The organism is Streptomyces celluloflavus (assembly GCA_000720995.1).
GTDB lineage: Bacteria > Actinomycetota > Actinomycetes > Streptomycetales > Streptomycetaceae > Streptomyces > Streptomyces celluloflavus.
In genome coordinates this window covers 47,840-71,086 of sequence record JOEL01000008.1, presented here as the reverse complement: position 1 = coordinate 71,086, position 23,247 = coordinate 47,840, and the positions used below count along the sequence as shown (strand labels likewise).

Genomic DNA, 23,247 nt, shown 5'->3' with positions numbered 1-23,247 from the left:
ACCATGGGCGGAGACGTCACACCCTTGTCCCGCCTACCCGCGTTCACTGAATGGACCCTGCGTGCCCGCGACCCCTACGAACGTGCCGGAGCCGAGCCGTACCGACCCGGCTCTCCTCCGTAACTTCTGCATCATCGCGCACATCGACCACGGCAAGTCGACGCTCGCCGACCGGATGCTCCAGCTCACCGGTGTCGTCGACCAGCGGCAGATGCGCGCGCAGTACCTCGACCGCATGGACATCGAGCGCGAGCGTGGCATCACGATCAAGTCCCAGGCGGTCCGGTTGCCCTGGGCGCCCTCCGAGGGCGAGGAGAAAAGTGGCACCACCCACATCCTCAACATGATCGACACCCCGGGCCACGTCGACTTCACCTACGAGGTCTCCCGCTCGCTCGCCGCGTGCGAGGGCTGCATCCTCCTCGTCGACGCCGCCCAGGGCATCGAGGCCCAGACCCTCGCCAACCTCTACCTGGCGATGGAGAACGACCTCACGATCATCCCCGTCCTCAACAAGATCGACCTGCCGGCCGCACAGCCCGAGAAGTTCGCCGCCGAGCTGGCGAACCTGGTCGGCTGCGACCCGGCGGACGTTCTGAAGGTGTCCGCGAAGACCGGCGTCGGCGTGCCCGAGCTGCTGAACAAGGTGGTCCGCGAGGTCCCGGCCCCGGTCGGCGTCAAGGACGCGCCCGCCCGCGCGATGATCTTCGACTCCGTCTACGACGCGTACCGCGGTGTCGTGACGTACGTGAAGGTCGTCGACGGGACGCTGCGCAAGCGCGAGCGGATCCGGATGATGTCCACCGGCGCCGCGCACGAGCTGCTGGAGATCGGCACCAACTCGCCCGAGATGAAGTCCGCCGACGGTCTGTCCGTCGGCGAGGTGGGCTATCTGATCACGGGTGTGAAGGACGTCCGGCAGTCCAAGGTCGGCGACACGATCACCCAGCTCAGCAACGGCGCGACCGAGGCGCTCGGCGGCTACAAGGACCCCAAGCCGATGGTGTTCTCGGGTCTGTATCCGCTGGACGGCTCGGACTACCCGGAGCTGCGCGAGGCGCTGGACAAGCTCCAGCTCAACGACGCCGCCCTGGTCTACGAGCCGGAGACCTCCGCCGCCCTCGGCTTCGGTTTCCGCGTCGGCTTCCTGGGCCTGCTGCATCTGGAGGTCATCCGCGAGCGCCTGGAGCGCGAGTTCGGCCTCGATCTGATCGCCACCGCGCCCAACGTGGTCTACCGCGTGGACATGGAGGACGGTGCCGAGCACATCGTCACCAACCCCAGCGAGTTCCCGACCGGCAAGATCGACCAGGTCCACGAGCCGGTCGTCCGGGGCACGATCCTGGCGCCGAGCGAGTTCATCGGCGCGATCATGGAGCTGTGCCAGAACCGCCGCGGTGCGCTGCTCGGTATGGACTACCTCTCCGAGGACCGCGTCGAGATCCGCTACACCCTGCCGCTCGCCGAGGTCGTCTTCGACTTCTTCGACCAGCTCAAGTCCAAGACCCGCGGCTACGCCTCGCTGGACTACGAGCCCACCGGTGAGCAGACGTCCGACCTGGTCAAGGTCGACATCCTGCTGCACGGCGACAAGGTCGACGCGTTCTCCGCGATCACCCACAAGGACAAGGCGTACGCCTACGGTGTCCGCCTCGTCGCCAAGCTGCGCGAGCTGATCCCGCGGCAGAACTTCGAGGTGCCGATCCAGGCCGCCATCGGCAGCCGGGTCATCGCCCGGGAAACGGTCCGCGCCATCCGCAAGGACGTCCTCGCCAAGTGCTACGGCGGCGACATCTCCCGTAAGCGGAAGCTGCTGGAGAAGCAGAAGGAAGGCAAGAAGCGGATGAAGATGGTCGGCAGCGTGGAGGTGCCGCAGGAGGCATTCATCGCGGTGCTGTCCTCGGACTCCGACGGCGACTCCAAGGCGAAGAAGTAGCGGAGAAGCACGAGAGGCGGAGGCGGAGGCGGCGGGCAGATGTTCCGCCGTGCCGACGGCGGGGCGCCGGTTCCCATGGGGGCCGGCGCCCCGCCGCCTTCACCCGCCTGGCCTGGCCCGCGGCCACCGGCTGCGGCTCGCGTCTCAGGTACGCCGGCGGGTGCGGCGCTCCGGCGGACGAGGTGTATGGCGCGTACATCTACCGCCCCGGCCGCATCGCGAACCCGTCGGCCGCAGGCCCTTACGCGGTGGCGTGACGGGCTCTAGTCTGATCTCTGCGCATAGGTTACTCGCGAGTCACCAGCAACGAAGCGGGCCCCGGAGGATGCCGTGACGGACACCCACACGCTGATCGAAAGCCGGCCACCCTCGGTGGCGGCCATCTTCCTGGAGCGGGTCGAGGCCACGCCCGACGGTGAGGCGTACCGCTATCCGGTCCCGGCCGCCGCCGGCCAGGGCCCGGACGACTGGCGGGTGCTGACGTGGGCGGCGGCGGCCGAGCGGGTCTTCGCCACCGCGGCCGGTCTGATCGCGCTGGGCGTACGGCCCGAGGAGCGGGTGGCGCTGGCCTCCAACACCCGCGTCGAATGGATCCTCGCCGACCTCGGCGTGCTGTGCTCCGGTGCCGCCACCACCACCGTCTACCCCAGCACCAACGCCGAGGAGACCGCCTACATCCTCGCCGACTCCGGCAGCCGGGTGCTGATCGCGGAGGACGCCGCGCAGCTCGCCAAGGCCCGCGAACGGCGCGCGGAGCTGCCCGAGCTGACACATGTGGTGGTCATCGCCGAGGCGGACGCCCGGCCCGCGGCGGACGACCCGGAGGGCTGGGTGCTCTCGCTCGCCGAGCTGGAGAAGCGCGGCGCCGCCTATCTGGCGGAGCACCCGGACTGCGTCACCGAGCGGATCGCGGCGCTCCGTGCGGAACAGCTGGCGACGCTGATCTACACCTCCGGGACCACCGGCCGCCCCAAGGGCGTCCGGCTGCCGCACGACTGCTGGTCGTACATGGCGCGGGCGATCCAGGGGACGGGGCTGGTCACCAAGGAGGACGTGCAGTATCTCTGGCTGCCGCTGGCGCACGTCTTCGGCAAGGTGCTGACCGCCGGGCAGATCTCGGTCGGCCATGTGATCGCCGTGGACGGCCGGGTCGACAAGATCATCGAGAATCTGCCGGTCGTCCGGCCCACGTACATGGCGGCCGTACCGCGGATCTTCGAGAAGGTCTACAACGGCGTCGTGGCCAAGGCCCGGGAGGGCGGCGGCGCGAAGTACAAGATCTTCCAGTGGGCGGCCGGGGTGGCCCGCGAGTACGCCAAGGTCTCGCAGGACAACTTCCGCCACACCGGCAACGCCTCGGTGCCGTTCGCGCTCGCCGCCCAGCACAAGGTCGCCGACGCGCTCGTCTACGCCAAGCTGCGGGACGCCTTCGGCGGCCGGCTGCGGGCGGCGGTCTCCGGTTCGGCCGCCCTCGCACCGGAGATCGGCTACTTCTTCTCGGGCGCCGGGATCCACATCCTGGAGGGCTACGGCCTCACGGAGTCCAGCGCCGCCAGCTTCGTCAACCCCGGGGCGTCGTACCGCATCGGCACCGTCGGCAAACCGCTCCCGGGCACCGAGGTACGGATCGCCGAGGACGGCGAGATCCTGCTGCGCGGCCCCGGCATCATGCAGGGCTACCACGGTCTGCCGGAGAAGACCGCCGAGGTGCTGGAGCCGGACGGCTGGTTCCACACCGGCGACATCGGCGAACTGTCCGCGGACGGCTTTCTGCGGATCACCGACCGCAAGAAGGACCTGATCAAGACCTCGGGCGGGAAGTACATCGCACCGGCGGAGGTGGAGGGCCGGATCAAGGCGGTCTGTCCGTTCGTCTCCAATGTGCTGGTGCACGGCGCCAACCGGAACTTCTGCACCGCGCTGATCGCCCTCGACGAGCCGGCGATCCTGGGCTGGGCGAAGGAACACGGACTGGCGGGCATGGAGTACGCCGAGGTCGTCGCCGCCGAGCGGACCCGTGAGCTGATCGACGGCTATGTCGAGCAGGTCAACGAGGGGTTGCAGCGCTGGCAGCGGATCCGCAAGTTCCGGCTGCTGCCGCGCGACCTGGACATCGAGCACGGCGAGGTGACCCCGAGCCTCAAGATCAAGCGACCGGTGGTGGAGCGGTCGTTCAAGGACCTGCTCGACGAGATGTACGCGGGGGCGCGGGAGGCGTAGCGGCCCCCCGGGACGCCGGCGGCGCGGCGGCGCGCCACCGCGCACTGTTGTGCGCCGCTCCCTACCGCCGCGCGCCGCTCCGTACCGCTGTCCGCCCGCCGCCATGCGCACGTACGGTCTTCCGTACGCATGGCGGTCCCCGCGCCGCCTTGACGGCCGCCGCAGGTGAGGCGATCCCTGCCGGTTTCACCGGGCACAGCCCCTCGCTCCGGGGGTGCCGTCGTCGAATCCACCCGTTCCGACCACCGACTTCGGTGACTCGTCGCTTATGGGCGCGTTCAGTCTGTCACTCTGTTGTCGGCGCATCCGGCGCTGTAGCGGAGCTGCTCGGGAGCTGCTCAATGAGGACGACGACTTCGTCACAACGGCACGACATCGCAGCACTGCGGCCGCCGGCCGGCGGGGGACCCGGTGCCGTGGCCGCGCGGTCCGGTGTCCCTGCCGCCGCCACCGCCGCGGGCCCGGTCCCCGGCGGCGCGCGGCGGATCAGCCTGCCCGGGGACCCACGGGCCGCCGCCACCGCCCGGGAGTTCGTCCGGGGCGCGCTCGCCGACTGGACCGCCCAGGAGCTGCCCGGCACCGAGGGCCTCGCCGGCCGGCTCGCGGACGAAGCGGTGCTGCTGGTCAGCGAGTTGGTCACGAACGCCGTGGTGCACGCCGGCACCGCCGTCGAGCTGCGCTGCCGGCTGGACCCCGGGGCGGACCCGGAACCGGACGCGGACCCCGACGGCGGCGGCCCGGACGGCGCCGACGGGAGAGGCCGCCCCGGCGTCGTCATCGAGGTCTCCGACCACCACCCGGCGCGCCCGGTACGCGGCCGCGAGGGCGCCTCGCTGTCCGAAAGTGGCGGCCTGGGGCTGCTGTTGGTCGGCGCCGTCGCCGAATCCTGGGGCATCACCTACCGCCGCGCCGTGAAGACCGTGTGGTTCCGGCTGGCGGTGGCGGCCCCCGGCGGCGGTGGCCGGCCGGAGCTGGAGGTCTCCTTCGACGACCAGATGCTGCAACGCGGTCTGCGGGCCGCCGAGTTGCTCGCCCCGGCGGTGCGCAGGACCACCCCGCAGCGGCACTCCGCCGCCGACTGGATCAACCCGGGCGCCCTGTCCTTCCTCGCCGAGGCGTCCGATCTGCTCTCCGGCCAGCTCGACGCCGACCAGGTCGCCGCGCTCGCCGCCCAGCTGATCGTGCCCCGGCTCGCCGACTGGTGCGCGGTGTGGCTGTACGACGGCAGCGGTGGCCACGGCGAGGCGCAGCGGCTGGCCGGTGTCTGGCACTCCTGCGAGAGCCGGATCGACTCGCTGCGGACGGCCCTGGAACGGGAGCCACCGGTGATGGCGGGCCGCGGCGCCCCGGTGACCGGCTCGGCCAACAACGGCTCCGCGGTCTCCTGGCCCTGGCCGCAGGAACCGAGCGGCTACGGACCCGGCGGCGCCGCGCTGGCCTGCCCCCTGGTGGCCGGCGGCCGCCGGTTCGGCATGCTGATGCTGGGCCGGGCCGGTCTGATGTGGTTCCCCGACGAGGCGGTCGGTCTGATCGAGGACCTCTGCCGCCGCGTCGCCCGCGCCATCGCCACCGCCCGCGCCTACCGGCGGCAGGAGCGCATCAGCCAGGTGCTCCAGCGCCGGCTGCTGCCCCGGGGCCGGGCGCGGGTACCGGGGGTGGAGTCGGCGGTGGTCTACGAACCGCGCGAGGGCGCCTGGGCGGGCGGCGACTTCTGGGACCTGTTCGAGGCCGGCGACGGCCGCTGGTGCTTCGCCCTCGGCGACGTCTGCGGCAGCGGCCCCGAGGCGGCCGCGGTGACCGGCCTGGCCCGTCCCGTACTGCGGCTGCTGGCGCGCGACGGCTTCGGTGTCGCGGAGGTGCTCGACCGGCTGAACAAGACCATGGCGCGGGAGGCCGCCGACTCCGTCGCGGCGGTCGCGGCGGCGGTGGCGGCGGCCGGCGCGGGGGCGGAGGCGCCGGTCGAGATCCGCGACGAGGGCGAACAGGCCCGTTTCCTGTCCCTCCTCTACGGCGAGATCGTGCCCTACCGCGGCGGCTCGGGCGGTGCCCGCTGCACCCTCGCCAGCGCCGGCCACCCGCTGCCGCTGGTGCTCGGCACGGACGGGGCGGTCCGGGTCGTGGCGGCGCCGCAGATGCTGCTGGGCGTGGTCGAGGACGCGACGTATGTGAGCGAGTCCTTCGACCTCCTGCCCGGCGAGACGCTGCTGTGCGTGACCGACGGGGTCACCGAGCGCCGCTCGGGCCGCCGGCAGTTCGACGACGAGGACGGCCTGGCCACCGCCCTCGCCGCCTGCACCGGCCTGGCCGCCGACGCCACCGCGGACCGCATCCACCGCGCCGTCCACGCCTTCGGCCCGACCCCGCCGGACGACGATCTGGCGATGCTGGTGCTCCAGGCGGCGCCGCGGGAGTGAGGGGCCGGGCCGGGCGGTCCCGAGCAATCGCGCCCATGACGGACAATGGTCCTCATGCCTTCCGCACTGCCTGATGGTGAGCCGATGCCCGAGGACGGGGCGCTGCCCGGTCATGCGCTGGCGGGGGCGGCCGGGCGGCCCCTCGGCTTCTATCTGCACGTGCCGTACTGCGCGACCCGCTGCGGCTACTGCGATTTCAACACCTACACCGCGAGCGAGCTGCGCGGTTCCGGCGGCGCCCTGGCCTCCCGGGACAACTACGCCGACACCGTCGCGGCGGAGATCCGGCTGGCCCGCGAGGTGCTCGGCGCCGACCCCCGCCCGGTCGAGACGGTCTTCGTCGGCGGCGGCACCCCGACCCTGCTGCCCGCCGCCGATCTCGGCCGGATGCTGGCGGCCGTCCGCGAGGAATTCGGCCTCGCACCCGACGCCGAGATCACCACCGAGGCCAACCCGGAGTCCGTGGATCCCCGCTACCTCGCCGAGCTGCGCGAGGCCGGTTTCAACCGGATCTCCTTCGGCATGCAGAGCGCCCGGCAGCACGTACTGAAGATCCTGGACCGGACGCACACCCCGGGCCGCCCCGAGGCGTGCGTCGCCGAGGCGCGGGCCGCCGGTTTCGACCACGTCAACCTGGATCTGATCTACGGCACACCGGGCGAGACCGACGACGACTGGCGCGCGTCCCTGGACGCGGCGATCGGCGCCGGGCCCGACCATGTCTCCGCGTACGCGCTGATCGTCGAGGAGGGCACCCAGCTGGCCCGCCGGATCCGCCGCGGCGAGGTCCCGATGACCGACGACGATGTGCACGCCGACCGCTACCTCATCGCCGAGGAGCGCTTCACGGCGGCCGGATTCCACTGGTACGAGGTCTCCAACTGGGCCACCTCGGCCGCCGGACGGTGCCGCCACAACGAGCTGTACTGGACCGGCGCCGACTGGTGGGGCGCGGGCCCCGGCGCGCACAGCCACGTCGGCGGCGTGCGCTGGTGGAACGCCAAGCACCCCGGCGCGTACGCCCAGGCCCTCGCCGAGGGCCGCTCCCCGGGCGCCGGCCGGGAGATCCTCGCCGACGAGGACCGCCGGGTCGAGCGCATCCTGCTCGAACTCCGGCTGGCCGACGGCTGCCCGCTGGACCTGCTCGCCCCGGCGGGCGCCCGCGCGGCCGCCCGCGCGCTGGCCGACGGCCTCTTGGAGCCCGGCCCCTACGACCGCGGCCGCGCCGTACTGACGCTGCGCGGACGGCTGTTGGCGGACGCCGTGGTCAGAGACCTGGTGGACTGAGACCCGGCGGACCGGGCGACGGGGGCTGAGCCGGCCCGCGCCCCGGGTTCCGTCGCCCGGTGCCCCGCCCGTCAGTCCGCCGGCGCCGTGACGAAGTCGATCAGCTCCTCCACCCGGCCCAGCAGCGCAGGTTCGACGTCCTTGTACGAGTGGACGCAGGACAGGATCCGCTGCCAGGCGGCGCCGGTGTTCGGGGGCCAGCCCAGGGCGCGGCAGACGCCGGTCTTCCAGTCCTGGCCGCGCGGCACCGCCGGCCAGCCGGGGATGCCGACGGAGGACGGTTTCACGGCCTCCCAGACGTCGATGTAGGGATGGCCCACGACGAGGGTGTCGGCGTCGGTGACCTCGGCGGCGAGCCGGGACTCCTTCGAGCCGGGGACCAGGTGGTCGACGAGGACCCCGAGGCGGGCGTCGGGGCCGGGTGAGAACTCGCGCACGATGGCCGGCAGGTCGTCGATGCCCTCCAGGTACTCCACGACGACGCCCTCGATGCGGAGGTCGTCGCCCCAGACGCGCTCCACCAGCTCGGCGTCGTGGCGGCCCTCCACATAGATACGGCCGGCCCGCGCGACGCGGGCGCGGGCCCCGGGGACGGCGACGGAACCGGACGCCGTACGGGCCGGGGCGCTCGCCGCGGGCCGGGCCTGCGGGCGTACGAGGGTGACGACCCGGCCCTCCAGCAGGAAGCCGCGCGGCTCCATGGGGAAGACCCGGTGTTTGCCGAACCGGTCCTCCAGGGTGACCGTCGGCCCCTGGGCCGTCTTCTCGCAGCGGATGACGGCTCCGCAGAAGCCCGAGGTGACCTCCTCCACCACCAGATCGGGCTCGGCCGGCACCTCGGGCGCGGGCCGCTGCTTCTTCCAGGACGGGGTGAGATCGGTGCTGTAGCGCTTGCTCTGCATGGGGACCTGTTCTGTGACAAACGGCCGGGTGACGGGAGACAAGGGAGAGGGGCGGCGGTCAGCCGGGGGAGGTGCCGAAGCGGGCGGCGAGCGCGGCGCGCTGGTCGCGGACGAAGCGGGCGTCGACCACGGCGCCGTGCCCCGGTACGTACCGCGCGTCCTCGCCGCCCAGGGCCAGCAGCCGGTCCAGCGCCGCGGGCCACTGGTGGGGCAGCGCGTCCGGGCCCACGGACGGTGCGCCGGACTCCTCGACGAGGTCGCCGCAGAAGACGATCTCGGGGGAGCCGTGCCGCCCCGGCACCAGGACCGCCAGATCGTGGGCGGTGTGTCCGGGGCCGACGTTGGCGAGCAGCACCTGCCGGTCGCCGAGATCGAGGGTCAGCTCGCCGTGCACGAGGTGGTGCGGGCTCACCAGGATGTCGGCGGCCTCCGCGGCGGCCACCGGATCGACACCGTGCCCGACCGCGTCCCGCCGCAGCCCGTCCTGCTCGCGCCGGAGCAGTTCGTCCAGGCCGGCCGCGCCGAATACCTGCACGCCCGAGAAGGCGGCGGTGCCCATCACATGGTCGAAATGCGGGTGGGTGAGCGCGACATGTGTCACGTCCCGGCCCAGTACGCCGCGGATCGAGCGGCGCAGATCGGCGCCGTCGCGGAGGGTGGCACCGGTGTCGATGATCAGTACCCCGGCCGATCCGGCGACCACGCCGATCGTCTCGTCCCAGCCGGGCATCCGGCGCCTGGCGACACCGTCACCGAGCCGTTCCCACCCAGCCTCTTCCCAAGCAGTGTGCATACCGAGACGCTAGCGGTATCGCGATAGCGTTGCGCGACGGATCGGCCGGGCACGGCCCTCGGGGCGGTGATCGGGAAGGCTGCCCTTGCCGTGACCGGGTTGCCCGGCCGTACACTGGCTCAGGGATTGGCACTCGGCTCGGTTGAGTGCCAGGCAGTTGACCAGGTGGAAGAAGCGGCGGGACAGCCGGACTGGAGGTGCGCGGGATGCTCAGTGAACGCAGGCTCGAAGTGCTGCGCGCCATCGTCCAGGACTACGTCGGGACGGAGGAGCCGGTCGGCTCCAAGGCGCTGACCCAGCGCCATCAGCTCGGCGTCTCCCCGGCCACGGTCCGCAACGACATGGCGGCCCTGGAGGACGAGGGGTTCATCGCCCAGCCGCACACCAGCGCGGGGCGGATCCCGACCGACAAGGGCTATCGCCTGTTCGTCGACAAGCTGGCCGGCGTCAAGCCGCTGTCCAGCCCGGAGCGGCGGGCGATCCAGAACTTCCTCGACGGCGCCGTCGACCTCGACGACGTGGTGGGGCGCACGGTACGGCTGCTGGCGCAGCTGACCCGGCAGGTCGCGGTCGTGCAGTACCCGTCCCTGACGCGGTCCACGGTCCGGCATGTCGAGCTGCTGGCGCTGGCCCCGGCCCGGCTGATGCTCGTACTGATCACGGACACCGGACGGGTCGAGCAGCGCTTGATCGACTGCCCGGCGCCGTTCGGTGAGACGTCGCTCGCGGATCTGCGGGCGCGGCTCAACAGCTGTGTCGTGGGGCGCCGGTTCGCGGATGTGCCGCAGTTGGTGCAGGAACTGCCGGACTCCTTCGAGCAGGAGGACCGCGGCACGGTCTCGACAGTGCTGTCGGTGTTGCTGGAGACTCTGGTGGAGGAGACCGAGGAGCGGCTGGTGATCGGCGGAACCGCCAATCTCACGCGCTTCGGGCACGATTTCCCACTGACCATCCGGCCGGTGCTGGAAGCCCTTGAGGAGCATGTGGTGCTGCTCAAGCTGCTCGGGGAGGCCAAGGACTCGGGCATGACCGTAAGAATCGGGCATGAGAATGCTCATGAGGGTCTGACGTCCACCTCGGTCGTCGCCGTCGGTTACGGTTCGGGCGACGAGGCAGTCGCCAAACTCGGCGTGGTCGGACCGACCCGCATGGACTACCCCGGAACGATGGGAGCGGTACGCGCAGTGGCACGTTACGTCGGACAGATCCTCGCGGAGTCGTAAGTGGCCACGGATTACTACGCGGTCCTGGGCGTTCGGCGCGATGCCTCGCAGGACGAGATCAAGAAGGCATTCCGTCGGCTGGCGCGCGAGCTGCACCCGGATGTGAACCCGGATCCCAAGACCCAGGAGCGGTTCAAGGAGATCAACGCCGCCTACGAGGTGCTGTCGGACCCGCAGAAGAAGCAGGTCTACGACCTCGGCGGCGACCCGCTCTCGCAGTCGGGCGCCGGCGGCGCGGGCGCGGGCTTCGGCGCGGGCTTCGGCAACTTTTCCGACATCATGGACGCGTTCTTCGGCACGGCCTCGCAGCGCGGACCGCGCTCGCGTACGCGCCGCGGCCAGGACGCCATGATCCGGCTCGACATCGAGCTGAACGAAGCGGCCTTCGGGACGACCAAGGACATCCAGGTCGACACCGCCGTCGTCTGCACGACGTGCAGCGGTGAGGGCGCGGCGCCCGGCACCTCGGCGCAGACCTGTGACATGTGCCGCGGCCGCGGTGAGGTCTCGCAGGTCACCCGGTCCTTCCTGGGCCAGGTCATGACCTCCCGGCCGTGCCCCCAGTGCCAGGGCTTCGGGACCGTCGTGCCGACGCCGTGCCCGGAGTGCGCGGGCGACGGGCGCATCCGCTCCCGCCGCACCCTCACCGTCAAGATCCCGGCCGGTGTCGACAACGGCACCCGGATCCAGCTCGCGGGCGAGGGCGAGGTCGGCCCCGGCGGCGGCCCCGCCGGCGACCTCTACGTCGAGATCCACGAGCTGCCGCACCCGGTCTTCCAGCGGCGCGGCGACGATCTGCACTGCACGGTCACGATCCCGATGACGGCGGCGTCGCTGGGCACCAAGTGCCCGCTGGAGACGCTGGACGGGGTCGAGGAGATCGATGTACGGCCCGGTACCCAGTCCGGCCAGTCGATCCCGCTGCACCAGCGCGGGGTGACCCATTTGCGCGGCGGTGGCCGCGGCGATCTCATCGTCCACGTCGAGGTGCTGACCCCCGCCAAGCTCGATCCCGAGCAGGAGGAACTCCTCCGCCGACTGGCCAAGCTCCGCGGCGAAGAGCGCCCCACGGGCCAGTTTCAGCCGGGACAGCAGGGGTTGTTCTCGCGGCTGAAGGATGCGTTCAACGGGCGGTAGGTGCGGGGTGGTGCCGGGGGTCCGGGGGTTGGTCCCCCGGGTGGGCACTGTCGGCCGGGACAGCAAGGGCTGTTCTCGCGCCTGAAGGATGCGTTCAACGGGCGGTAGGCGCGGGGTGGTGCCGGGGGGCCGGGGTTGCTCCCTCGGATGGGCACTGCCAGCAGGGGCAGCAGGCGCTGTTCTCTACTGAAGGATGCGTTCAACGGGCGGTGGCCCGTGGCGGGATGTGACCGCGCCGGTTTCCGGGGAAGTGCCCCGGAAATCGGCGCGAACCCGTTTCGGGGCGGGGTCGCGAGCGTGACACGATGTGGCCATGTCCACCGCGCTGACCGATTTCTGCCGCTATCCGATCGTGCAGGCCCCGATGGCGGGCGGCGTTGCCCGTCCGGAGCTCGCCGCCGCTGTCAGTGAAGCCGGCGGCCTCGGCTTCCTCGCCGCCGGTTACAAGACCGCCGACGGCATGTACCAGGAGATCAAACAGCTGCGCGGGCTGACCGACCGGCCCTTCGGTGTGAACCTCTTCATGCCGCAGCCCGCGCTCGCCGACCTCGCGGCCGTCGAGGTCTACCGCGAGCAGCTCGCCGGGGAAGCGGCCTGGTACGAGACGCCGCTCGGCGAGATCGACCCGAGCGGCTGCGGCGACGACGGGTACGAGGCCAAGCTGGCGATCCTGCGCGAGGATCCGGTGCCGGTGGTCTCCTTCCACTTCGGCTGTCCCTCCCGCGCCGTCCTCAACGCGTTCGACAGGGTCGGCACGTACACCATCGTCTCCGCCACCACCGTGGCCGAGGCGCAGGACGTGGAGCGGTCCGGCGCGGACGCGGTCTGCGTCCAGGGCGTCGAGGCCGGCGGCCACCAGGGCACCCACCGCGACGATCCGCAGGCCGACGGCACCGGCGCCGGTATCGGGCTGCTCTCGCTGATCACGCAGGTCCGCGAGGCCGTGCAGATCCCGGTCATCGCGGCGGGCGGACTGATGCGCGGTGCGCAGATCGCCGCCGCGCTGGCGGCCGGTGCCACCATGGCGCAGCTCGGCACGGCCTTCCTGGCCACCCCCGAGTCGGGCGCCCACACCCTGCACAAGGAGGCGCTGACCAACCCGCTGTTCACCCGCACCGAGCTGACCCGGGCGTTCTCCGGGCGCCCGGCCCGCGGCCTGGCCAACCGCTTCCTGCGCGAGCACGGCCCGTACGCGCCCGCCGCCTACCCCGACGTCCACCACCTCACCTCCGGTCTGCGCAAGGCCGCGGCGAAGGCGGGCGATGCGCAGGGCATGGCGCTGTGGGCCGGGCAGGGCCACCGGATGGCGCGGGAGCTGCCCGCCGGACAGCTGGTGGAGGTGCTCGCGGCCGAACTGGACGCGGCGCGCACCGCGTTGAGCCGCGGCGCCGCGGCCGGGGACGCGTCGTGACGGCGCCGGTCTTCCTCGTCGGCTCGCTCGTCGGTGTGCGGCCCGGTGACACGCTGACCCTGGACGGGCCGGAGGGCCGGCACGCGGTGTCGGTGCGGCGGCTGCGGACCGGCGAGGAGGTCGTGCTGACGGACGGCGGCGGCGCGGGCGCCTACGGCACCGTCGCGGGTGTCGAGGGCAAGGACCGGCTGACGGTCGCGGTCACGGACGTCCGCAGCGAGGCGCCCCGGACACCCCGGATCACCGTGGTGCAGGCGCTCCCCAAGGGCGATCGGGGCGAGCTGGCCGTCGAGACGATGACCGAGACCGGGGTGGACGCCGTCGTCCCGTGGGCGGCTGCGCGCTGCGTCACCCAGTGGAAGGGCGAGCGGGCCGCCAAGTCCCTCGCCAAATGGCGGGCGACGGCCCGCGAGGCGGGCAAGCAGTCGCGCCGGCTGACCTTCCCCGAGGTTGCGGACCCGATGACGACCAAGCAGGTCGCCGCGCTGCTCGCGGAGGCCGATTTCGCCGCCGTCCTGCACGAGGAGGGCAGCACCCCGCTGGCCACCGCCGGACTCCCGGAGAGCGGCTCCATCGTGCTCGTCGTCGGCCCCGAGGGCGGCGTCTCCCCGGAGGAACTGGCCGCCTTCGCCGCGGCCGGCGCCCGGCCCTACCGCCTGGGCCGGAGCGTGCTGCGCACCTCCACCGCCGGTACGGCCGCGACGGCGCTGCTGCTGGGGCGCACCGGACGGTGGAGCTGACCGCCCGGCCGCGCACACAGCGGTGCGCCGGCGGTCCGCAACGGACCGCCGGCGCACCGCCGTTCACTGCCGGGACGGTTCGCCCGGCGCCGGCTCAGACCAGCTTGGCGTCGAGCGTGATGTTCTTGACGCCCGCCAGCGCCTGGCTCACCGGGCAGTTGGCCTTGGCGTCCTGGGCGGCGGCCTGGAAGTCCGCCTCGGACAGGCCGGGGACGCGGGCCCGGACGGTCAGGGCGATGGCGGTGATGCCCTCACCGGGCTGGAAGGTGACATCGGCCTGGGTGTCGAGGGCCTCGACGGTGTGGCCCTTGCCCGCCAGGCCGTGCGAGAAGGCCATGGAGTAGCAGGAGGAGTGGGCCGCGGCGATCAGTTCCTCGGGGCTGGTGACGCCGTTCGGCTGCTCCGCGCGGGCCGGCCAGTTCACGTCGTACGTACCGACCTTGGAGGACTCCAGGGCGACGGTGCCCTTGCCCTCCATGAGGTTGCCTTCCCAGTGGGTCTTGGCGGTGCGCGTGGTTGCCATGGTGCATAACTCCTGGTGGTGGGCGGAAAGAGGTCTGCGGGCCCCAGCTTAGTGACCCCGCGCCGCCGCGACCGGCTGATCGGGCCACCCGCGCGGTGGGTCACCGGGGGCCACCGGCCGGTCCGGTTCCACCCGGTTCGGCCCGGTACGCCGCTCGCGGACCGGTCCGCGCGGCGCCGGGCCGGGGGCGCCCGGTAGCATCCGAGGCCGTACGCATGGTGCGTACGGCGCATGCCGCGTACTCCCCGACGCGATCCGTGCCGCGGCCGCTGACGCGGTCCGATACGGCCCGCCCGGCGCGACGCGGCGGCCGAAGACCCGGGAGGAGCCCACCGGTGGCGGGAGAACCGCAGGCCGACTGCCTGTTCTGCAAGATCGTGGCGGGGGAGGTGCCGGCGACCATCGTCCGGGAGACCGAGACGACCGTCGCCTTCCGCGACATCAACCCCCAGGCGCCGACCCACATCCTGGTGATCCCCAAGGTCCACTACGCCAACGCCCTGGAGCTGGCCGCCGCCGAACCGGCCATCGCCGGTGACGTGCTGCGCGAGGCGGGCGTGGTGGCCGCCGCGGAGAAGGTCGACACGACCGGGTACCGCATCGTGTTCAACACCGGGCCCGGCGCCGGGCAGACCGTCTTCCACGCCCATGCGCACCTGCTGGGCGGCCGCGACCTCCAGCGTCTGGTCTGACGGGGCCGAGTTGTCCGTACGCGAACTGGTCGTCCTCGGCACCGCGAGTCAGGTCCCCACCCGGCACCGCAACCACAACGGCTATCTGCTGCGCTGGGACGGCCAGGGGCTGCTCTTCGACCCCGGCGAGGGGACGCAGCGCCAGATGCTGCGCGCCGGGGTCGCCGCGCACGACCTCAACCGGATCTGCGTCACGCACTTCCACGGCGACCACTCGCTGGGCCTGGCCGGGGTGATCCAGCGGATCAACCTGGACCGGGTGCCGCATCCGGTCACCGCCCACTATCCGGCGAGCGGACAGCACTTCTTCGACCGGCTGCGCTACTCCACCGCCTACCGCGAGACGGTCCGGCTGACGCAGCGGCCGGTCGCCGCCGACAGCGTGCTGGACCGGACGGCGTCCTACGTCCTGGAGGCGTACCGGCTCTCGCACCCCGTCGAGTCGTACGGCTACCGCCTGGTGGAGCCCGACGCCCGGCGGATGCTGCCCGGCCTCCTGGCGGAGCGCGGGATCACCGGCCCGGACGTCGGCCGGCTGCAGCGCGAGGGCGAACTGCGCGGTGTCCGCCTCGACGAGGTGAGCGAGCTCCGGCCCGGCCAGCGGTTCGCGTTCGTCATGGACACCCGGCTCTGCGACGGGGTGCACGCCCTCGCGGACGGGGCGGACATGCTCGTCATCGAGTCGACGTTCCTGGACGAGGACCTCCGGCTCGCCGAGGACCACGGGCATCTGACGGCCGGCCAGGCAGCTGAGGCGGCGGCGCGGGCGGGGGTGCGGCACCTCGTGCTGACGCACTTCTCGCAGCGCTACAACGACCCCGGGGAGTTCGGGCGGCAGGCACGCGCAGCGGGCTTCACCGGCGAACTCACCATCGCCCAGGACCTGATGCGCGTGCCGCTGCCCAAGCGCCGCTGAGCGCCCGGCCCGCGCGTTACGGCAGGTAGTACATCGGGTTCGGCATCTTGAACGTCCGGTCCCCGGCGCCGCCCTGGAGGTCGCTGTACTGGTCGCCGAAGTTGGCGACGATGTCATAGCCGAGCGACTCGATGTGCTTGCGGGTGCCCGACTTGAAGCCGATCGTCGAGCAGGTGGCGCCGCACGGCAGGTACGCGGGCGGGTGCTCCTTGTCCTTCAGGTAGACGTGCTTGCGGTCCAGCGGCACGTCGTAGCCGACGTTCTTGAGGTTGCGCACGCTCCAGGCGCGCTGCGCCTCCTTGCGGCCGGTGAGGAAGAAGACCTCGGCGCCCTTGTCGTGCGCCCAGTTGACCAGCCGGTCCATACCGAAGACCGCGTCCATGTCCTTGGTGGCGAGGTACTTGTCCTGGCTCGCCTCGGTGAAGTGGAAGCCGACCTGGAGCTCGTAGTTGTAGGTGAGCAGGGTGGTGTCGTCCATGTCGAGCACGATGGCGGGCTTGACGGGCTTGCCGCCGTGGCCGGGCTTGTGGGCGCCGGACTGTGCGCGGTACTTGGCGAGCGCCTTGGTCAGGTAGGTACGGGCCTTGGCCTCGATGTCGCGGACCTGGCGGCCGTAGTTGCTGTCGGGCGAGGCGTAGTGCTCGCCGTCGGCGGTGACCTTGTCGCCGTAGTACGCCTTGATCTGGTCCTGCACCAGGGTCAGGTTGGGGATCTCCTTGTCGGTGCGCGGTACGGAGTGCTCCGCGGTGGCCTGGCCGATGCCGAACACCGCCGTACCGGCGACGAGGGCGGTGACCACCGCGGCACCGAGGCGGGTACGTCGGGAGAGGGCGGGGAGGGGCATGCGGCTCCTTCGGGAGGTAAAGACGGACCCAAGTAGGTTTAACAGAGCCTCATATCGGTATCTACGCGCGCAGATTCAACGCTTGGCAAAGGCTGGCGGCCGGGCGCGGCGGCCGGTGCCGTCGCGGGTGTTGACGGGCGCGCCGCGCGCTCCCTAGCCTCCATTCCCATGTGTGGACGCCATTTACATAGCGGGACGAATGAGGAATGAGGCGACGCCATGACGGCTGACCGTGCCACCCCCGCCGCACCCACCGCCCCCGCGGACCTCGTCCTCACCGAGGTCCGGCTCACCCCCGTCCTCATCGCCGACCCGCCCCTGCTGAACACCCAGGGCGTCCACCAGCCCCAGACCCCCCGGCTGATCATCGAGGTGGTCACCGCGGGCGGCGCCACCGGCCTCGGCGAGACCTACGGCGACACCGAGTACCTCGAACTGGCCCGCCCGCTGGCCGAGGCGATGATCGGCCGGCCGGTCACGGATCTGAACGGACTGCCCGCGCTCGCCGCCCGGGTCTGCGGCGACTCACCGGCCGCCACCGGCGCGGACGCGGTGGACGCCGGCGGGCTGCGCGGTGTGCGCACCGCCGACAAGCTGCGGCTCTCGGTGCTCTCCGGGTTCGAGGTCGCCTGCCTGGACGCCTGGGGCCACGCCACCGGCCTGCCCGTGCACGCGCTGCTCGGCGGCAAGGTCCGCGACCGCGTCGAGTACAGCGCCTACCTCTTCTACCGCTGGGCCCGGCACCCGGGCGGCCGCGGGGAGCCCGACGACTGGGGCGCGGCGCTCGATCCGGCCGGCATCGTCGCGCAGGCCCGCCGCTTCGCCGACACCTACGGTTTCACGTCCTTCAAGCTCAAGGGCGGTGTGTACGAGCCCGCGCGGGAGGTCGCGGCGGTCCGGGCGCTGGCGGCGGCCTTCCCCGGGCGGCCGCTGCGCCTGGACCCCAACGGCGCCTGGAGCGTGCCGGTCTCCCTGGAGGTCGCGCACGAGCTGCGGGACGTCCTGGAGTACCTGGAGGACCCGGCGAGCGGCACCGCGCGGATGGCCGAGGTCGCCGCCGGTACGGACCTGCCGCTGGCCACCAACATGTGCGTCACCACCTTCGACGAGATCGCCGAGGCGTTCACCCGCGGCGCCGTCCAGGTAGTCCTCGCCGACCACCACTACTGGGGCGGGCTGCGCAACACCCGTGAACTCGCCGCCGTCTGCCGCACCTTCGGCGTCGGCCTGTCCATGCACTCCAACACCCACCTGGGCATCAGCCTCGCCGCCATGACGCACGTCGCCGCGACCGTCCCCCACCTCGACTACGCCTGCGACACCCATTACCCCTGGCAGCGCGAGGACGTCCTCACCGAGCGGCTCGCCTTCCGCGACGGACACCTGGACGTGAGCGACGCCCCCGGCCTCGGCGTCACCCTCGACCGCGACCGGCTCGCCGCGCTGCACCGCCGCTGGCTGGCCGACGACGGCGGCCAGCGCGTCCGCGACGACGCCGCGGCCATGCGGGTGGCCGACCCCGGCTGGGTCATCCCCGCCGTGCCGCGCTGGTGACGTGACCGGGGGCGGCCGCGGTCCCGGGCGGTGTCGCCCGGGACGCGTACGGTGTGGCACGGTTTGCTGGCGGTGCGCCACAGTGGGGCCCGTACGCGATCTTTGAGAGGGGCTGTCCCCATGGCACAGGAAGTGCGCGGCGTCATCGCGCCGGGGAAGAACGAGCCGGTCCGGCTGGAGACGATCCTGGTGCCGGACCCGGGTCCGGGCGAGGCCGTGGTGAAGATCCAGGCGTGCGGGGTGTGCCACACCGACCTGCACTACAAGCAGGGCGGCATCAACGACGACTTCCCGTTCCTGCTCGGGCACGAGGCGGCCGGTGTCGTGGAGTCCGTCGGCGCCGGGGTCACCGATGTCGCCCCCGGTGACTTCGTGGTCCTCAACTGGCGCGCGGTCTGCGGGCAGTGCCGGGCGTGTCTGCGCGGCCGCCCGCAGTACTGCTTCGACACGCACAACGCGAAGCAGAAGATGACTCTGACGGACGGCACGGAGCTGAGCCCGGCGCTCGGCATCGGCGCCTTCGCCGACAAGACGCTGGTCGCCGCCGGCCAGTGCACCAAGGTCGATCCGCAGGTCTCGCCGGCCGTCGCCGGGCTGCTGGGCTGCGGTGTGATGGCGGGCATCGGCGCCGCCATCAACACCGGCGCGGTCGGCCGTGGCGACTCGGTCGCGGTCATCGGCTGCGGCGGGGTGGGCGATGCGGCGGTGGTCGGCGCCCGGCTGGCCGGCGCGGCCAGGATCATCGCGGTGGACGTCGACGACCGGAAGCTGACGACCGCCCGCACGATGGGCGCCACCCACACCGTCAACTCCCGCACCACCGACGCCGTCGAGGCGATCCGCGAGCTGACCGGCGGCTTCGGCGCGGATGTCGTCATCGACGCGGTGGGCCGCCCGGAGACGTACAAGCAGGCGTTCTACGCCCGCGACCTGGCGGGCACCGTCGTCCTCGTCGGCGTGCCGACCCCGGAGATGACCCTGGAGCTGCCGCTGCTGGACGTTTTCGGCCGCGGCGGCGCCCTCAAGTCCTCCTGGTACGGCGACTGCCTGCCGTCCCGCGACTTCCCGATGCTCATCGACCTGCACCAGCAGGGCCGGATCGACCTCGGCGCGTTCGTCACCGAGACCATCGGCATCGACGGTGTCGAGGGGGCCTTCGAGCGGATGCACGCGGGCGAGGTCCTGCGCTCGGTGGTGGAGCTCTGATGGCGGCCCGGATCGACCGCCTCGTCACTTCCGGCACCTTCTCGCTGGACGGCGGCACCTGGGACGTCGACAACAACGTCTGGATCGTCGGCGACGACGAGGACGCGATCGTCATCGACGCCGCCCACGACGCCGAGGCCATCCTCGCGGCCCTCGGCGGCCGGCGGCTGCGCGCGATCGTCTGCACCCACGCGCACAACGACCACATCGACGCCGCCCCGGCCCTGGCCGCCCGTACCGGTGCCACCATCCACCTGCACCCCGACGACCTGCCGCTGTGGCAGCGGACCCACCCCGACTCCGCACCGGACGCGGAGCTGGCCGACGGGCAGGTGCTGACCATCGCCGGCACGGACCTGACCGTGCTGCACACCCCGGGCCACGCGCCCGGCGCGGTCTGCCTCCACGCGCCCGCCCTCGGCGCGGTCTTCACCGGCGACACCCTCTTCCAGGGCGGCCCGGGTGCCACCGGCCGGTCCTTCTCGGACTTCCCGACGATCGTCGGCTCGATCCGCGACCGGCTGCTGACCCTGCCGCCGGAGACGAAGGTCCTCACCGGCCACGGCGATCCGACGACGATCGGCGACGAGGCACCGCACCTGGACGAATGGATCAGGCGCGGGCACTGACCGCTACGCCGCGGCCGCCCGCGCCAGAATGCGGGCGGCCACCGCGGGGGAGTCCACCAGCGGATGCAGCGCCAGCGCGCGCAGCGCCGCCGTGTGGTCCTGCCCCGTCGCCGCCGCCACCGTCGCCCGCTCGACCGCCTTGATCTGCAGCATCAGCCCCAGCTGGTCCTCGCGCAGCGGTGCGCACGGCAGCGGGCGGGCCCCCTCGGCGGTCACCTCGCAGACCGTCTCCACGATCGCGTCCGGCGCCAGCTGCGGCACCGTCGTCCCGTTGCGGACGTTCAGGATCAGCCGGGTGCCCCGGCCGTCCGTGAGGGCCCGCATCAGGGCCAGCGCGACCCGGTCGTAGCCGCCGCCCTCCAGATCCTCGCTGTCGCGCTGCCAGCGCCCGCTCGCCTCCCGGCTGTGCGCCAGGTACGTCTCCTCGCGCTCCAGCCGGATCCGCTCCCACAGCGCGTGGGCCGCGTCCGGGTCACCGGCCGCCGCCCGTTCGAAGAAGCCGCCCTGCTGCCGGTCGAGGAACTCGCCCCGGGTCCGCGCGGTGTCGCGCAGCGCGTCCAGGGTCTCCCGGCGGAAGTAGTAGTAGTGCAGATACTCGTTGGGCAGCGCGCCCAGCGTGCGCAGCCACTCCCCGCCGAACAGCCGGCCCTCCTCGAAGGAGGCCAGCGCCGCGTCGTCCGCGAGCAGCCCCGGCAGCAGTTCGGTGCCGTCCACCGTCAGCGACCGCAGCCAGCCGAGATGGTTGAGCCCCACGTAGTCGTACCGCAGCCGCCGCGGGTCCGCGAAGGCCGCCGGATCGGCGCCGGCCGCGCGGGCCGCCCGGCGCACCAGCCCCACCGGCGAATCGCAGATCCCGATGACCCGCTCGCCCAGCACCTGGGACATCGCCTCGGTGACCATGCCCGCGGGGTTGGTGAAGTTGATGACCCACGCCCCCGGCGCGCGGGCCGCGACCCGCTCGGCGAGGTGCCGCGCCACCGGGATCGTCCGCAGCCCGTACAGGACACCGCCGGCGCCCACCGTCTCCTGGCCGAGCACGCCCTCGGACAGCGGGATCCGCTCGTCGCGGACGCGCCCCGCGGTGCCGCCCACCCGGATCGCGGAGAAGACGAAGTCGGCACCGGTCAGCGCGGTGTCCAGATCGTCCGCGAGCCGTACGGCCACCGGCGCGGGGTGGTCCTGCGCCAGCCGGGCCAGGACATCGGTGATCACCTTGAGCCGCAGCGGATCGGTGTCGTACAGCGTCACCTCGGAAACGGAGTGTGCCGGGTCGTCCAGCAGTGCGCGGTAGACCAGCGGCACCCGGAATCCGCCACCGCCGAGAATCGTGAGCCTCATGGGGCGGAACGTATCGCAGAGATCGGGCAGACTGGCGGCACGGGCCGGAACGAGAGGGGCCAGCACGGTGAGCAGACGCGACGTACCACCGCCCACGCGCCAGAGTGCCGGGCCGCCGGTGCTCGACCCGCTGGCCGCGGTGCGCGCCGACGGCGATCCGCGCACCGACGTCTTCCTCACCGGCACGGTCTTCCTCGACATCATCTTCACCGGCCTGGACACCGCGCCGGTCCGCGGCACCGAGTCCTGGGCCCGCGGGATGGGCTCCAGCCCCGGCGGCGTCGCCAACATGGCCACCGCGCTGGCCAGGCTCGGCCTGCACACCTCGCTGGCCGCCGCGTTCGGCGACGACATGTACGGCGAGTACTGCTGGGACGCGCTCGCCCAGGGCGAGGGCATCGACCTGTCGCTGTCGCGTACGGTGCCCGGCTGGCACTCCCCGGTCACCGTCTCCATGGCGTACGAGGGCGAGCGCACGATGGTCTCGCACGGCCATGAGGCGCCGCCGTCCGAGGCCGCCTTCGACAGCCGCCACGCACCGGGCTGCCCGCCGCCGTCCCGCGCCTGCGTCACCTCGCTGGTGCCCGGCCGCCGGGAGGAGTGGCTGGGCTGCGCGGCCGGCCGCGGCAGCCGGATCTTCGCGGACGTCGGCTGGGACGACACCGGCCGCTGGGATCCGGCCGATCTCGCCGGCCTCGAACACTGCGAGGCGTTCCTGCCGAACGCCGAGGAGGCGATGCGCTACACCCGCACGGACTGCCCGCGCGCGGCCGCCCGCAAGCTCGCGGAGCGGGTGCCCCTCGCGGTGGTCACCATGGGCGCGGAGGGCGCCTGCGCGGTGGACGGCAGGACCGGCGAGAGCGCCGAGGTGCCCGCCATCACCGTCGAGGAGCTGGACCCGACGGGTGCGGGCGATGTGTTCGTCGCCGGGTTCATCACCGGCACCCTCGCCGGCTGGCCGCTCACCGACCGGCTGTCCTTCGCGGGGCTGACCGCCGCCCTGTCCGTCCAGGAGTTCGGCGGCTCGCTCTCCGCACCCGGCTGGGCCGAGATCGCCTGCTGGTGGCAGCAGGTACGCGACTTCGAGCGGCGGGCGGGCGGCGGGGCGGCGGCGCCCGCCGCCCCGCCGCTGCCGGTGGGACCGGCCACCTCGGCGGCCTCGGTGCTGCCCGGCGCCCAGGACCCGGCCGTCGCGGCCGCCCCGGCGACACCGGCCGCCGCGGCCCGGCTGCGCCACCGCTACGCCTTCCTGGACACCGTCCTGCCCACCGCCGACCAGCCGTCGCAGCTGGCCCGCGCCGTCCCCACGATCGGCTTCCGCCGGCCGGCCTGAGCGGCCGGGCGGGGGCCCCGCGCCGCGCTCCGCCGTGCCGCGCCCGCGCGTCGTCCGGGGCGCGTTAAACCCCTCGGGCTTGTCGGTGCACCGACGTACTCTTGGTAGTCCAGGGGGCCGTGTTTCCGGCACCTCTCTTCAGGCACCTC

General features: G+C 72.8%; 19 protein-coding genes. 14 read left to right on the top strand and 5 right to left on the bottom strand.

The window, feature by feature from the left end:
• Positions 1 to 61 precede the first annotated feature (61 nt).
• From lepA to hemW, 4 genes are all read left to right on the top strand, one after another.
• Positions 62 to 1,936, top strand: a complete 1,875-nt coding sequence (gene lepA / locus IH09_RS09675) for a translation elongation factor 4 (protein WP_110952181.1) — start codon at positions 62 to 64, stop codon at positions 1,934 to 1,936.
• Between the two features lie 330 nt (positions 1,937 to 2,266).
• Entirely contained in the window at positions 2,267 to 4,156 is a 1,890-nt protein-coding gene (locus tag IH09_RS09670; RefSeq protein WP_052855713.1) for an AMP-binding protein, read from the top strand.
• 341 nt (positions 4,157 to 4,497) lie between these two features.
• Positions 4,498 to 6,570: a SpoIIE family protein phosphatase gene (locus IH09_RS09665; RefSeq protein WP_110952180.1), complete on the top strand. Its 2,073-nt coding sequence runs from the start codon at positions 4,498 to 4,500 to the stop codon at positions 6,568 to 6,570.
• Between the two features lie 54 nt (positions 6,571 to 6,624).
• The gene (gene hemW, locus IH09_RS09660; RefSeq protein WP_052855806.1) at positions 6,625 to 7,857 is read left to right on the top strand and encodes a radical SAM family heme chaperone HemW; all 1,233 of its coding nucleotides are present in this window, start codon (positions 6,625 to 6,627) and stop codon (positions 7,855 to 7,857) included.
• 71 nt (positions 7,858 to 7,928) lie between these two features.
• On the opposite strand, the gene IH09_RS09655 is transcribed toward hemW, so the two are convergent.
• Positions 7,929 to 8,759, bottom strand: a complete 831-nt coding sequence (locus tag IH09_RS09655; RefSeq protein WP_052855712.1) for a DUF3097 domain-containing protein — start codon at positions 8,757 to 8,759, stop codon at positions 7,929 to 7,931.
• Positions 8,760 to 8,817: 58 nt separating this feature from the next.
• Positions 8,818 to 9,552 carry an MBL fold metallo-hydrolase gene (locus IH09_RS09650; RefSeq protein WP_052855711.1) on the bottom strand — a complete coding sequence of 245 codons (735 nt, stop codon included), beginning with the start codon at positions 9,550 to 9,552 and terminating at the stop codon, positions 8,818 to 8,820.
• A 206-nt stretch (positions 9,553 to 9,758) separates the two neighbouring features.
• Here IH09_RS09650 and hrcA point away from each other — a divergent pair, with 206 nt between their 5' ends.
• The 4 genes from hrcA to IH09_RS09630 all read left to right on the top strand — a co-directional run bounded on the left by hrcA (position 9,759) and on the right by IH09_RS09630 (position 14,063).
• Complete coding sequence (gene hrcA / locus IH09_RS09645; RefSeq protein WP_052855710.1) at positions 9,759 to 10,775, top strand: heat-inducible transcriptional repressor HrcA; 1,017 nt, start codon at positions 9,759 to 9,761, stop codon at positions 10,773 to 10,775.
• The gene (gene dnaJ, locus IH09_RS09640) at positions 10,776 to 11,912 is read left to right on the top strand and encodes a molecular chaperone DnaJ (RefSeq protein ID WP_052855709.1); all 1,137 of its coding nucleotides are present in this window, start codon (positions 10,776 to 10,778) and stop codon (positions 11,910 to 11,912) included.
• Positions 11,913 to 12,225: 313 nt separating this feature from the next.
• Entirely contained in the window at positions 12,226 to 13,323 is a 1,098-nt protein-coding gene (locus tag IH09_RS09635; protein WP_052855708.1) for a nitronate monooxygenase, read from the top strand.
• On the top strand, positions 13,320 to 14,063 hold the full coding sequence (locus IH09_RS09630) for a 16S rRNA (uracil(1498)-N(3))-methyltransferase (RefSeq protein WP_052855707.1): 744 nt from the start codon (positions 13,320 to 13,322) through the stop codon (positions 14,061 to 14,063). The genes IH09_RS09635 and IH09_RS09630 overlap by 4 nt, the downstream gene beginning before the upstream one ends.
• 94 nt (positions 14,064 to 14,157) lie before the next feature.
• Here the strand turns inward: IH09_RS09630 and IH09_RS09625 are convergent, their stop codons facing one another.
• Positions 14,158 to 14,586, bottom strand: a complete 429-nt coding sequence (locus IH09_RS09625; RefSeq protein WP_052855706.1) for an OsmC family peroxiredoxin — start codon at positions 14,584 to 14,586, stop codon at positions 14,158 to 14,160.
• A gap of 335 nt (positions 14,587 to 14,921) precedes the next feature.
• Between IH09_RS09625 and IH09_RS09620 the strand changes: the two genes are divergently transcribed.
• Positions 14,922 to 15,278 (top strand): histidine triad nucleotide-binding protein, encoded by a 357-nt coding sequence (locus IH09_RS09620; protein ID WP_052855705.1) that lies wholly within the window; start codon positions 14,922 to 14,924, stop codon positions 15,276 to 15,278.
• Positions 15,279 to 15,288: 10 nt separating this feature from the next.
• Positions 15,289 to 16,194 carry a ribonuclease Z gene (locus tag IH09_RS09615; RefSeq protein ID WP_052855805.1) on the top strand — a complete coding sequence of 302 codons (906 nt, stop codon included), beginning with the start codon at positions 15,289 to 15,291 and terminating at the stop codon, positions 16,192 to 16,194.
• A gap of 16 nt (positions 16,195 to 16,210) precedes the next feature.
• On the opposite strand, the gene IH09_RS09610 is transcribed toward IH09_RS09615, so the two are convergent.
• On the bottom strand, positions 16,211 to 17,038 hold the full coding sequence (locus IH09_RS09610) for an HAD family acid phosphatase (RefSeq protein WP_052855704.1): 828 nt from the start codon (positions 17,036 to 17,038) through the stop codon (positions 16,211 to 16,213).
• Positions 17,039 to 17,257: 219 nt separating this feature from the next.
• Between IH09_RS09610 and IH09_RS09605 the strand changes: the two genes are divergently transcribed.
• The 3 genes from IH09_RS09605 to IH09_RS09595 all read left to right on the top strand — a co-directional run bounded on the left by IH09_RS09605 (position 17,258) and on the right by IH09_RS09595 (position 20,427).
• The gene (locus IH09_RS09605; protein WP_052855703.1) at positions 17,258 to 18,592 is read left to right on the top strand and encodes an enolase C-terminal domain-like protein; all 1,335 of its coding nucleotides are present in this window, start codon (positions 17,258 to 17,260) and stop codon (positions 18,590 to 18,592) included.
• 120 nt (positions 18,593 to 18,712) lie between these two features.
• The gene (locus IH09_RS09600) at positions 18,713 to 19,798 is read left to right on the top strand and encodes an S-(hydroxymethyl)mycothiol dehydrogenase (protein WP_052855702.1); all 1,086 of its coding nucleotides are present in this window, start codon (positions 18,713 to 18,715) and stop codon (positions 19,796 to 19,798) included.
• Positions 19,798 to 20,427, top strand: a complete 630-nt coding sequence (locus IH09_RS09595; RefSeq protein ID WP_052855701.1) for an MBL fold metallo-hydrolase — start codon at positions 19,798 to 19,800, stop codon at positions 20,425 to 20,427. Before IH09_RS09600 ends, IH09_RS09595 begins: the two co-directional genes overlap by 1 nt.
• A gap of 3 nt (positions 20,428 to 20,430) precedes the next feature.
• Here IH09_RS09595 and IH09_RS09590 read toward each other — a convergent pair whose 3' ends face one another.
• Positions 20,431 to 21,765, bottom strand: coding sequence for a family 4 glycosyl hydrolase (locus tag IH09_RS09590; RefSeq protein ID WP_052855804.1), 1,335 nt, complete (start codon positions 21,763 to 21,765; stop codon positions 20,431 to 20,433).
• Here IH09_RS09590 and IH09_RS09585 point away from each other — a divergent pair.
• Positions 21,764 to 23,098, top strand: coding sequence for a carbohydrate kinase family protein (locus IH09_RS09585; protein ID WP_240150886.1), 1,335 nt, complete (start codon positions 21,764 to 21,766; stop codon positions 23,096 to 23,098). The two genes, IH09_RS09590 and IH09_RS09585, sit on opposite strands and share 2 nt — an antisense overlap.
• Positions 23,099 to 23,247 lie beyond the last annotated feature (149 nt).

What these genes read in the sequence shown, in the direction of transcription:
- IH09_RS09635 (WP_052855708.1), top strand. Translation starts at nt 12,226, where the DNA reads ATGTCCACCGCGCTGACCGATTTCTGCCGCTATCCGATCGTGCAGGCC.
- hemW (WP_052855806.1), top strand. Translation starts at nt 6,625, where the DNA reads ATGCCTTCCGCACTGCCTGATGGTGAGCCGATGCCCGAGGACGGGGCG.
- IH09_RS09600 (WP_052855702.1), top strand. Translation starts at nt 18,713, where the DNA reads ATGGCACAGGAAGTGCGCGGCGTCATCGCGCCGGGGAAGAACGAGCCG.
- IH09_RS09605 (WP_052855703.1), top strand. Translation starts at nt 17,258, where the DNA reads ATGACGGCTGACCGTGCCACCCCCGCCGCACCCACCGCCCCCGCGGAC.
- IH09_RS09585 (WP_240150886.1), top strand. Translation starts at nt 21,764, where the DNA reads ATGGGGCGGAACGTATCGCAGAGATCGGGCAGACTGGCGGCACGGGCC.
- IH09_RS09590 (WP_052855804.1), bottom strand. Translation starts at nt 21,765, where the DNA reads ATGAGGCTCACGATTCTCGGCGGTGGCGGATTCCGGGTGCCGCTGGTC.
- IH09_RS09665 (WP_110952180.1), top strand. Translation starts at nt 4,498, where the DNA reads ATGAGGACGACGACTTCGTCACAACGGCACGACATCGCAGCACTGCGG.
- IH09_RS09610 (WP_052855704.1), bottom strand. Translation starts at nt 17,038, where the DNA reads ATGCCCCTCCCCGCCCTCTCCCGACGTACCCGCCTCGGTGCCGCGGTG.
- hrcA (WP_052855710.1), top strand. Translation starts at nt 9,759, where the DNA reads ATGCTCAGTGAACGCAGGCTCGAAGTGCTGCGCGCCATCGTCCAGGAC.
- IH09_RS09655 (WP_052855712.1), bottom strand. Translation starts at nt 8,759, where the DNA reads ATGCAGAGCAAGCGCTACAGCACCGATCTCACCCCGTCCTGGAAGAAG.
- IH09_RS09625 (WP_052855706.1), bottom strand. Translation starts at nt 14,586, where the DNA reads ATGGCAACCACGCGCACCGCCAAGACCCACTGGGAAGGCAACCTCATG.
- IH09_RS09650 (WP_052855711.1), bottom strand. Translation starts at nt 9,552, where the DNA reads ATGCACACTGCTTGGGAAGAGGCTGGGTGGGAACGGCTCGGTGACGGT.
- IH09_RS09595 (WP_052855701.1), top strand. Translation starts at nt 19,798, where the DNA reads ATGGCGGCCCGGATCGACCGCCTCGTCACTTCCGGCACCTTCTCGCTG.